Origin of the sequence: Chelativorans sp. AA-79 (assembly GCF_029457495.1) — a bacterium.
GTDB lineage: Bacteria > Pseudomonadota > Alphaproteobacteria > Rhizobiales > Rhizobiaceae > Chelativorans.
On sequence record NZ_CP120361.1, the window covers coordinates 4,667,482 to 4,677,942 of the forward strand.

10 protein-coding genes are annotated in these 10,461 nt (G+C 65.7%); 6 read left to right on the forward strand and 4 right to left on the reverse strand.

Annotated elements, in window-relative coordinates:
- The first annotated feature begins 58 nt into the window (after positions 1 to 58).
- The 6 genes from PVE73_RS22755 to PVE73_RS22780 all read left to right on the forward strand — a co-directional run bounded on the left by PVE73_RS22755 (position 59) and on the right by PVE73_RS22780 (position 6,884).
- The gene (locus PVE73_RS22755; RefSeq protein ID WP_277364435.1) at positions 59 to 976 is read left to right on the forward strand and encodes an iron-siderophore ABC transporter substrate-binding protein; all 918 of its coding nucleotides are present in this window, start codon (positions 59 to 61) and stop codon (positions 974 to 976) included.
- A 176-nt stretch (positions 977 to 1,152) separates the two neighbouring features.
- Positions 1,153 to 1,857 (forward strand): CerR family C-terminal domain-containing protein, encoded by a 705-nt coding sequence (locus PVE73_RS22760; protein WP_277364436.1) that lies wholly within the window; start codon positions 1,153 to 1,155, stop codon positions 1,855 to 1,857.
- Positions 1,847 to 2,872: a secretion protein HlyD gene (hlyD, locus tag PVE73_RS22765; RefSeq protein WP_277364437.1), complete on the forward strand. Its 1,026-nt coding sequence runs from the start codon at positions 1,847 to 1,849 to the stop codon at positions 2,870 to 2,872. The genes PVE73_RS22760 and hlyD overlap by 11 nt, the downstream gene beginning before the upstream one ends.
- Before the next feature lie 10 nt (positions 2,873 to 2,882).
- Positions 2,883 to 4,613: an ATP-binding cassette domain-containing protein gene (locus PVE73_RS22770; protein WP_277364438.1), complete on the forward strand. Its 1,731-nt coding sequence runs from the start codon at positions 2,883 to 2,885 to the stop codon at positions 4,611 to 4,613.
- On the forward strand, positions 4,610 to 5,770 hold the full coding sequence (locus PVE73_RS22775; RefSeq protein WP_277364439.1) for an ABC transporter permease: 1,161 nt from the start codon (positions 4,610 to 4,612) through the stop codon (positions 5,768 to 5,770). Before PVE73_RS22770 ends, PVE73_RS22775 begins: the two co-directional genes overlap by 4 nt.
- 1 nt (position 5,771) lies before the next feature.
- The gene (locus PVE73_RS22780; RefSeq protein WP_277364440.1) at positions 5,772 to 6,884 is read left to right on the forward strand and encodes an ABC transporter permease; all 1,113 of its coding nucleotides are present in this window, start codon (positions 5,772 to 5,774) and stop codon (positions 6,882 to 6,884) included.
- Between the two features lie 9 nt (positions 6,885 to 6,893).
- On the opposite strand, the gene PVE73_RS22785 is transcribed toward PVE73_RS22780, so the two are convergent.
- The 4 genes from PVE73_RS22785 to PVE73_RS22800 are packed head-to-tail and all read right to left on the reverse strand — an operon-like array spanning position 6,894 to position 10,460.
- Positions 6,894 to 7,697, reverse strand: coding sequence for an IclR family transcriptional regulator (locus tag PVE73_RS22785; protein ID WP_277364441.1), 804 nt, complete (start codon positions 7,695 to 7,697; stop codon positions 6,894 to 6,896).
- A gap of 43 nt (positions 7,698 to 7,740) precedes the next feature.
- Positions 7,741 to 8,937: an aminotransferase class V-fold PLP-dependent enzyme gene (locus tag PVE73_RS22790; RefSeq protein ID WP_277367553.1), complete on the reverse strand. Its 1,197-nt coding sequence runs from the start codon at positions 8,935 to 8,937 to the stop codon at positions 7,741 to 7,743.
- Between the two features lie 8 nt (positions 8,938 to 8,945).
- Positions 8,946 to 9,452: a RidA family protein gene (locus PVE73_RS22795; RefSeq protein ID WP_277364442.1), complete on the reverse strand. Its 507-nt coding sequence runs from the start codon at positions 9,450 to 9,452 to the stop codon at positions 8,946 to 8,948.
- A gap of 15 nt (positions 9,453 to 9,467) precedes the next feature.
- Complete coding sequence (locus tag PVE73_RS22800) at positions 9,468 to 10,460, reverse strand: ABC transporter ATP-binding protein (RefSeq protein WP_277367554.1); 993 nt, start codon at positions 10,458 to 10,460, stop codon at positions 9,468 to 9,470.
- Between the last annotated feature and the right edge of the window lies 1 nt (position 10,461).

Below are 10,461 nucleotides of genomic sequence, written 5' to 3' on the forward strand. Positions count from 1 at the left end.
CTTCTGCTTCTTGCTGTCCCAAATTCCCACTGTGTTTGTCAAGTTAGGTGCGCCCGCCATGTTCCGTCGCCAGTTGCTTTCCACCCTTGCGGCTCTGCCGCTTCTTCTCGCCGCCGCTGGGCTGGAGGCGGCCGAGATCACGCATGCGATGGGCACGACCGAGGTGCCGGACGATCCGCAGCGCGTGGTGGTGCTCACCAATGAAGGGACGGAGGCGCTGCTCGCCGTCGGCATCAAGCCGGTGGGCGCGGTGCGCTCCTGGCTCGGCGACCCGTGGTACGCGCACATCGCCGAACAGATGGAGGGCGTGGAGGTCGTAGGCGAGGAATCGGCGGTCAATCTGGAGCTCATCGCCGCACTCCAGCCCGATCTCATCATCGGCAACAAGACGCGCCAGGAGAAGATCTATGAGCAGCTTTCGGCCATCGCGCCGACGGTGTTCGCGGAGCGGCTGCGCGGCGACTGGAAGATCAATTTCGCGCTCTACACCGAGGCCGTGGGCAAGGAGGCGGAGGGCCAGGCCGTGCTCGACCGCTACAACGCCCGCGTCGCGGCGCTGAGCGAGGCGCTCGGTGACCGAAAGCAGGAGAAGATCTCGCTCGTGCGCTTCATGCCCGGCCGCACCCGCATCTACTACAAGGACACATTCCCCGGCCTCATCCTGTCCGAGATCGGCTTTGCCCGCCCGGAAAGCCAGGACAAGGAGACGTTCGCCGACGAGGTGACGAAGGAGCGCATTCCCGAAATGGAGGGCGATCGGCTCTTCTACTTCGTCTATGAAACGGGCGACGGAAGCGCGGAGGCGCTCGCCCAGGAATGGACCAAAGAGCCGCTCTGGCAGAACCTCGAAGTGGTGAAGGCCGGCAAGGCAATGCCCGTGGACGACGCGATCTGGAACACGGCAGGCGGCGTAATCGCGGCCAACCTCATGCTCGGCCAGCTCGCCGAGATCTATGGAATCTCTCTGCCTGAATAAGCCAGCATTCAACACCTCTTCTTCGGCGGGCCTTTGTGTCCGCCTTTTTTGTTTGTGCTGCGCCTCGGTCCTGCGGGCGGCAGGTGTGCCTCACGGTATCCAGATATTTTCATTCGATTGACTTAATCATTCGATCGATTTATAAGCGGCCTGCAACCATTGCAGAGGCTTACTTCATGTCGCAGCAAAGACGTCCGTCCCGGGACCGAACCACTGCCAAACGGAGCGATCCGCGCGAAAGGCTTTTGAAGGCTGCGGTCGACGTGTTCGGCCGCTACGGCTTCGACGGCGCGTCGACGCGGATGCTCGCCGACGCGGCCGGCGTCAATCTCCAGGCCATCCCCTACTATTTTGGCGGCAAGGAGGGGCTCTACATCGCCGCGGCCGAGCATATCGGCACCCTCATTTCCGCTCATGTCACCGAGCTGCGGGAGATGGTGCACGGGCGCCTGCAAGAGGCGGACCTGGAAGGCAGGGGGATCGAGACGGCCGAGGCGCGGCAGCTCCTCACCAGGATCGCACACACCATGGCGGCGCTCTTCGTCAGCGACGAATCCGAGCCCTGGGCGCGCTTCCTCATCCGCGAGCAGATGGAGCCCACAGAGGCCTTCGAGCGGGTCTATGAGGGCGTGATGAAGCCCATGCTGGAGGTGACCGGCCGGCTCGTCGGCATCATCATCGGCGAAGATCCCGACACGAACCATGTCAAGCTTCGGACGATCACGCTCCTTGGCGGTGTGATGGTCTTCCGCATGGCGCGCGCCGCCGTCCTCGCCCAGCTCGGATGGGCGGGGTTCGGGAAGTCCGAGGCCGAGGAGATCCGGGCCATCGCCGCCGAGTTGGTGGCATCGCTCCACCGGGAGGCGCGCCATGAGACGTAGGCTTCTTGCGATCTTCGCGCTTCTTGCGGCAGGGGCAGCAGCGGCCGGCTGGTGGTACGGCCTGCCGTCCCGCTTCGGCTGGACGCAGCCTGAGGAGCCAGGCCTTACGCTCTACGGCAATGTGGACATCCGCCAGGTGCAGCTCGGCTTCCGCGTGAGCGGCCGCATCGCCGAGATGTTGGTGGACGAGGGCGACCGGGTGGAGAAAGGAGAGTTGTTGGCTCGTCTAGACGACCAGACCTATGTCGATGCCGTAAACGCGGCGGAAGCGCAGGTGGCGAACCAGCAGGCGAACCTCGCCAAGCTCGAGGCCGGCCCGCGCCAGGCCGAGATCGCCCAGGCGCGCGCGGCACTTGCCGAGCAAACTTACAATCTCGCAAATGCCGAGCAGGCGCTGGAGCGGGCGCGCCAGCTCCGCCCGAGCGGCGCCATCTCGCAGGCCGCGTTCGACCAGGCGCAGGCCGCGCGGGACATGGCGGCCGCACGGGTGGACGCCGCGCAGGAAGCCCTCCACCTGCTCGAGGAAGGCACGCGGAAGGAAGACATCGCGGCGGCGCAGGCAAGCCTGCAGGGCGCGCAAGCCAATCTTGCCTCGGCCAAGACCTCGCTTAGCGATGCGGAGCTTCGCGCGCCGGCCAAAGGCGTGATCCTTTCGCGCGTGCGTGAGCCGGGCGCGATCGTGTCGACCGGCGATGCCGTCTACGTGCTCTCCCTCGACGAGCCGGTCTGGGTGCGCACCTATGTCGAGGAGCCGGATCTGGGACGCATTCATCCGGGCATGGCGGTCGAGGTCGTCACCGACACGGCGCCGGACAAGCCCTATCGAGGCAAGGTCGGCTTCATCTCGCCGGTGGCGGAGTTCACGCCGAAATCCGTCGAGACACCGGAACTCAGGACCGATCTCGTCTATCGCCTGCGTGTGGTGGTGGAGGAGCCGGATACCGGCCTGCGCCAGGGCATGCCCGTCACCGTCCGCGTGCTGGAGAGCGGGGCCGAGGACGCGGCAGCGGACTGAGGATAAGCCCATGAGCGCGGAATTCGTCCGCATGTCGGATGTCACCAAGCGGTTCGGGAGCGCGCCTCCGGCTCTCGACGCGGTGTCCGGCTCGATCCGCGGCGGTGAGATCACCGGCCTGGTCGGGCCGGACGGCGCCGGCAAGACGACGCTCATCCGGCTCATGACCGGACTGATGGCGCCTGACGGCGGCACCATCGAGGTACTGGGTTTCGACACGCGGAAGGATCCCGCGAGCATCCAGGCCGCCATCGGCTACATGCCGCAGCGCTTCGGCCTCTACGAAGATCTCTCCGTCCAGGAGAATCTGGACCTCTATGCCGATCTGCGCGGACTGCCCTTGCCCGAGCGCCCGGCGGTCTTCGACGAGTTGCTCACCTTCACGGACCTGAAGCGCTTCACCGCGCGGCTCGCCGGCAAGCTTTCGGGCGGCATGAAGCAAAAACTCGGGCTCGCCTGCGCGCTTCTGAAAAAACCTCGCCTCCTGCTTCTCGACGAGCCCGGCGTGGGCGTCGACCCGATCTCGCGCCGTGACCTCTGGGCCATGGTCGAAGACCTGACCAAGGAGGGGATCGGCGTGGTCTGGTCCACCGCCTATCTGGACGAGGCAGAGGCCTGCCACCGCGTCCTCCTTCTCAACGAGGGAAAACTGCTCTTCGCCGGTACGCCTTCCGAACTCACGGACCGGGTCGGCGGCCGCGTATACAAACTCACCGGCATTGAAGGGCGCCGGCGGCCGATCCTGACGGAAGTGCTCGCCCAGGCGGGCGTGGTCGACGGCGTGATCCAAGGCGAGGCCATCCGGCTCGTGCTCGACGCAGGGAAGCCGCAGGGCTGGAAGGCGACCGATCTCGCCGGACGGACAGCGATGCTGAAACCTGCCCAGCCGCGTTTCGAGGACGCCTTCGTCGACATGCTTGGCGGTGGGCCCGGCGGACAGTCGAAGCTCGCGGATGCCGCCGTTCCGCGCAACGAGGACGGCGGTCGCGCGGTCATCGAGGCAAAGGGCCTTACCAAACGGTTCGGCGACTTCACGGCCGCGAGCGACATCACCTTCTCCATCCCGCGCGGGCAGATCTTCGGCCTCCTCGGCCCTAACGGCGCGGGAAAATCGACCACCTTCAAAATGCTCTGCGGACTGCTGAAGCCAACCGAGGGCGAAGGCCGCGTGGCCGGCTTCGACCTGCGGCGCGACACGGCGGAGGCGCGCAACCGCCTCGGCTATATGGCGCAGAAATTCTCGCTCTACGGCGACCTCAGCGTCGCACAGAACCTCGCCTTCTTCGCGGGAGTCTACGGCCTCAGGGGCGCTCGCAAACGCGAACGCGTCGATCTCATGGCCGAGATCTTCAATTTCGGGCCGTTGCTTTCCATGTCGGCCAAGGACCTGCCGCTCGGCCTGAAACAGCGGCTCGCGCTCGCCTGCGCCATGCTGCACGAGCCCGAGGCGCTCTTCCTGGACGAACCCACATCCGGCGTCGACCCCATCACGCGGCGCGAGTTCTGGACCCATATCAACGGCCTCGTCGAGAAAGGCGTCACCGTGCTCGTCACCACCCATTTCATGGACGAGGCGGAATATTGCGACCGCATCTCGCTCATCTATCGCGGCCGCTCCATCGCGCTCGGCTCGCCGGACGAGCTGAAGGCGAGCGTGGCTACGGCGGAAAATCCCGACCCGACCATGGAGGATGCCTTCATCGCGCTCGTGAAGAACTCCGATCCCGCGGAGGCGGCATGAGCACGGAGGCGCTTGAAGGGGCTGACCGGGCGACCCCGCCCATCGGCCGTGCGCGCCGTTTCGCAGCGCTCGTGCGCAAGGAGAGCCTGCAGATCATGCGCGATCCGAGCAGCATCTTGATCGCCTTCGTGCTGCCGCTCATCCTGCTCGTCATCTTCGGCTATGGCGTCTCGCTCGACACCACCCGCACGCGCATCGGCCTCGTCATCGAGGACGCCACGCCGATTGCGCAGGATCTTGCAGCAAGCTTCCAGGCCTCCCGCTACTTCGACGTGGCCACCGGCCGCGACCGGCGCGAATTCGACGAAGATCTCGTCCTCGGCCGGGTTCGAGGCATCGTTGTGATTCCGGCAAACTTTGCCGATGTGGCGGCGGGCGGGGGATCGCCGGAACTCCAGGTGATTGTTGACGGATCGGACCCCAACACGGCCAATTTCGTGCAGAACTACGTGCAGGGCGTGGTGGGCACGTGGACAGCGCAGCGCGCGGCCGAAGTGGCGGCGCGGCCACCTGTCATCTCGGTCGAGCAGCGCTTCTGGTTCAACCCGGAGCTTGCGAGCCGCAACTTCCTCGTCCCCGGCTCCATCGCCATCGTGATGACGCTGGTGGGAACTTTGCTCACATCGCTCGTGGTGGCGCGCGAATGGGAACGCGGCACCATGGAAGCCATGATGGCGACGCCCGTTACCGCGGCGGAGCTGCTAGCCGGCAAGATCCTGCCCTATTTCATCCTCGGCCTCGCCTCCATGTCGCTCTGCGTGCTGATCGCCGTCTTCGTCTTCGGCGTGCCGTTCCGGGGCTCAGTGCTGGCGCTCTACGCGCTCTCGGCAAGCTTCCTCATGCCTGCACTGGGCCAGGGACTCCTCATCTCGGCCGCGACCAAGAACCAGTTCCTCGCCTCGCAGCTCGCGCTCTTGTCGGCCTTCCTGCCGGCCTTCCTGCTCTCGGGCTTCCTGTTCGAGATCAATTCGATGCCATGGATCATCCAGATCATCACGACGATCGTCCCCGCGCGCTATCTTATCCCGAGCCTGCAGAGCGTGTTCCTGGCCGGCGATATCTGGCCCATGTTCCTGCGCGCCATCGCCGTGATGCTCACCATCGGCGCCATCCTGTTCATCCTCGCCGCCCGCAGCACGCGCAAGAGGATCGCCTGACATGTGGTGGACCCGGCTCAAGGCCCTCATCGTCAAGGAGCTTCTTGCGATCCTGCGTGATCCGCGGGGGCGGCTGATCCTGATCGGGCCGCCGATCCTGCAACTCCTCGTCTTCTCCTACGCCGCGACGCTCGAGGTGAAGAACGTGGACATCCTCGTGCTCAACCGGGATTCCGGGGCGTGGAGCCAGGAACTGATGCACCGCATCGCCGGCGCACCCACCTTCCGCAGCATCACCAGGGTGGAAAGCCCTGAGGCGCTGCGCAAGGGCATCGACCGGCAGGAGGCGATCGCGGCCATCCATATCGGCCCGACCTTCTCACGCGACATCGCCGCAGGGAGGCAAGCCGACCTGCAGATCATCCTCGACGGCCGGCGCTCCAATGCGGCGCAGATCGTCGCCGGCTATCTCAACCAGGTCGTCAACGCTTTGGCGGGCGATATTGCTGCGGGAAGGCGCGGAGCCGGGCAGTCCGTCACCGTCGTCCCGCGCAACTGGTTCAACCAGAACCTCATCTTCCAATGGTTCATGGTGCCCAATCTGGTGGCGGCGATCGCGCTGCTCATCGGCCTCGTGGTGACCGCCCTTTCCATCGCGCGCGAGCGCGAACTCGGCACCTTCGACCAGCTCATGGTCTCGCCGCTCAGGACGCACGAGATCCTGATCGGCAAGGTCATCCCGCCGATGCTCATCGGCACCTTTCACATGACGATCTATATCCTGGCGGCGATTTACGTTTTCGGCGTGCCGCTCCGGGGCTCGCTGCTGATGCTCTACGGAAGCAGCATCTTCTATCTGCTCGCGGTGGTGGGTGTCGGCCTCTTCATCTCGGCGCTCGCCATGACCCAGCAGCAGGCGATCCTCGGCGCCTTCCTCTTCATGGTGCCGGCGATGCTGCTTTCCGGTTTCGCGACACCGATCGAGAACATGCCGGACTGGCTGCAGCCGATCACCTATGCCAGCCCGTTGCGCTATTTCCTCGTAATCGTGCGGGGCGTGTTCCTGAAGGACCTGCCACTTGGCGAGGCCGTACAGAACACGGTACCCCTCGCCATCATCGCCTTCGTGACGCTCGCAGCAGCGGCGTGGCTGTTCCGCAGGAGGATGGAGTGAGGCGGCAAATCACCGTCGCCGCCAGCCCAGCCTTTCCTCGATACGCCTTGCGCTTTCCTTGACCAGCGCCTTCAGGTCGGGGGCCGCCTGATGGACCTTGTGATCGGGCACGACGATGGAAACCGTCGCCCGGCAGGCGCCGTCGTTGTCGACTATCGGAGCGGCGATGCAGGCGACGGAGAAATCCGACTCGCCCGCCTGAATGCAGAGTCCCTCTTCGAACACCCTGCGCGAGGCTTGCGTCAGCTTCTCCACGTCGGTTTCCGCGCGGCCGGTGGGCGATGGGCGCGTGGAACGGGCATAGATCTCGCGGCGCTCATGCTCCGGCAGGTGGCCCACGAGAAGCCTGCCCGAGGCGGACCAGTTGAGCGGCGTGCGCGTTCCAACACGGGAAGCGACGTAATAATGGTCCGGCCCGTCGAACATGGCGAGCACCACCATGTTGTCGCCGTCGCGGCCGCAGATCTGCACCGTCTCGCGCGAGCCGATGGCGAGATCCGTCATCTCCTGGGTGGCGGCGCTCAGGAGATCGAGCCGGCGGGCATAGGTGAGACCGTAGTGGTAAAGCCGCGGGCCGAACCAGAGCGCGCCGTTTTCCTGCCGGTCGAGCACCTGTTTCTCCACGAGGTCGTCGACGATGACATAGATCGTGGAGAGCGGCGCGCCCACGGCACGCGCAACTTCATAGGCGGTCGCCGGCTGGTCCTGCTCCTGGAGGAAATCGAGCACCTGCATGATGCGGTCGAGCGCGCTCGTGCGCGTGCGCCTGGCGCCAGACTCGCCCGCGGCAGGTTCGGTTTTCACCGTGCTCATCCTCTTCCTTTCAGCCCGTTCGAGCCGGCTATACCATCTGCGATCAATCGGGCCAATCGAGGACGGCAGCCTCCTGCCGGAGCCGCCGTTCTTCGAGAGAAGAGGCCACGGGTTCCAGCGCGGAGTCCGCCTTTTCAAGCTCTTCAACCAGGCGCGATGCGACGATCTCCTCTTCCTCCGGATGGAGGTTGCAGGGATCAAGATAGAAGTAGCCGTGCTCGACCTCATGGTCGCGGACGATGATCGGCCGGTCACCCTGCGCGAGCCGGTCGGCCAAATCCCAAGCCGTGATGCGCGCCTCGGCCGGATCGATGAAGACCTTCAGCCGGTCGAGCGGATTGTTGGTGGGATCGGGATCGATGACGGCTTTGATGCCAGGGCGGGAAGCCAGCGTCCTGCCCCACAGGTCCAGCGCCTTCTGCTCCCGAGCGCGCACGCCGGCGTGGTCGCGGGTCTCCCACGCTTCGAGCGCACCGATCACCCCGGCGACGCTCTCCTTGCCCACCTTCATGCCGCGGCCGATGCCCCGGTTCTGCAGGTAACAGGCGCGCACGAGATTCTTGCGGCCGGCGATGATGCCGGAGGTCGGGCCGCCCAGGAACTTGTGGCCGGAATAGAGCGCGATGTCGGCGCCGGCTTCGAGGAAGCCCCTGAGATCATATTCCGAAGCCGCGTCGACGATGACCGGCACGCCATTGGCGTGCGCCACTTCCGCGAAGGTTCTGAGCGGGATTTGGCCATAGTCGACCACATGATGCGAGACAACGAAGACGGCTGCCGTCGTCTTCTCCGTGATGGCGCCGTCGAGCTGGTAGGCATGGGCGCTGGTGGCCTGCCCCACCGGCACGACCTTCGCGCCTGCAAGGCGGATCGCCTGCTCCACCGGCGCGCCGTAGCTCACCATGTGGCCGGACTGGATCAGCACCTCGTCCTTGAGGCCGGTGGCGTCCGGCAGGCGCTCGATGGCCGCGAGATCGCTGCCGGTCATGGTGGCCGCGACGGCAAGCGTGATGCCGGCTGAGCAGGACGCGGTCACACAACCCGCTTCCGCACCTGTCAGACGCGCAATGGTGCGGCTTGCGGTGCGCTGCAGGTCGGAAATTTCCGTCCATTCGGTCAGGACGGCCGACATGGTTTCGACCGCCTCCGGCACCACGATGGAAGCGCCGAGCGACGTCATCGTGCCTGATACGTTAATGACATGCCTCAGGCCGAGGCGGGTGCGGATGTCGTTCTTCAGCATTCTCTTCAGCGCTCCTCATCGCCGTGGATCGCCACCACGGCTTCGATCTCGACCGTTATCTGCGCCGGCAGGGAGCCGAAGCCCACGGCCGAGCGCGCATGCATGCCTCTTTCCCCGAACACTTCTATGAAGAGGTCCGAGCAACCGTTCATGACCGCCGGATGCTCCCCGAAATCCGGCTCGGCATTGACCATGCCGAGCACCTTCACGATACGCTTGACGCGTGAAAGGTCGCCCAGTGCGTGGTGCATGACGGAAATCAAATTAACCCCGGTAAGCCGGGCATGCTGGTAGGCTTCGCGGACGGACACCGTTCCCCCAACCTTGCCGTGATATTGGCGGCCGTCCGGCTCCGTCGGCCCCTGGCCGGACAGGAAGAGCAGGTTTCCCTCGATCACATGGGTCACGAAATTGGCGACCGGCTTCGGGGCCGCCGGCAGCGTCACCCCGAGGGCGGCGAGCCGCTCATAGGGTGATGTTTCCGGGCGTCTCGCCGGTTCGGAAAAGGTCATTCGCAAATTCTCCAACTATCCTACAGGTGCGTTCAATTCGTCCTGCCTGATGCAGGCCGCAAAATGATCGTGATCGTGCCCCTCGAGCGGCGGGATGACCTCGGCGCAAGCCTCGATCGCGTGCGGGCAGCGCGTGCGGAATACGCAGCCCGACGGCGGGTTGAGCGGGCTCGGGATGTCGCCCGCGAGCGGCACATGGGTGCGCTTGCGCTTCGGGTCGGGCACGGGCGCGGTGGCCAGAAGCGCGCGTGTATAGGGGTGGCGGGGATGCGCATAGACCTCGCGGCTCGGCCCCCGCTCCATGACGCGGCCGAGATACATGACCACGACGTGGTCACAGAGGTACTCCACCACGGAGAGGTCGTGCGCGATGAAGAGCATCGACAGGCCGAGCTGCTGCTGCAGGTCGCCCAGGAGGTTGAGGATCTGCGCCTGGACGGAAACGTCGAGCGCGGAGACCGGCTCGTCGGCAACGATGAATTCCGGCTCCACCGCGAGCGCGCGGGCGATGCCGATGCGCTGGCGCTGGCCGCCTGAGAACTCGTGCGGGTAGCGGCGCGCGTGGTCGGGCGAAAGCCCCACAAGCGACAGAAGCTCGGCGATGCGCTCGCGCCGTTTCGCGCCGCGCGGATAGTTGCAGGCGGAGAGCGCCTCGTCGATGATCGCATCCACCCGCATGCGCGGATTGAGGCTGGAGAACGGATCCTGGAAGATGATCTGGATACGCCGGCGATAGGCCCGCATTTCCTTCTCGGAGAGGGAGAAGAGGTCTACGCCGTCGAAGACCGCGCTTCCTGAGGTGGGTTCGGTGAGGCGCAGGAGCGAGCGGCCTGCCGTGGTCTTGCCCGACCCCGACTCGCCCACGAGCCCGACGGTCGCGCCGCGCGGCACGTCGAAGCTCACATCCTCCACCGCGTGCACCGTCCTGCCGCCTCGGCCGGAAAAGCGCTTCGTCAGCCCCTCGACCCGGAGGAGAATGCCCGCGTCGGCTCCGATCATCCGGTCCATC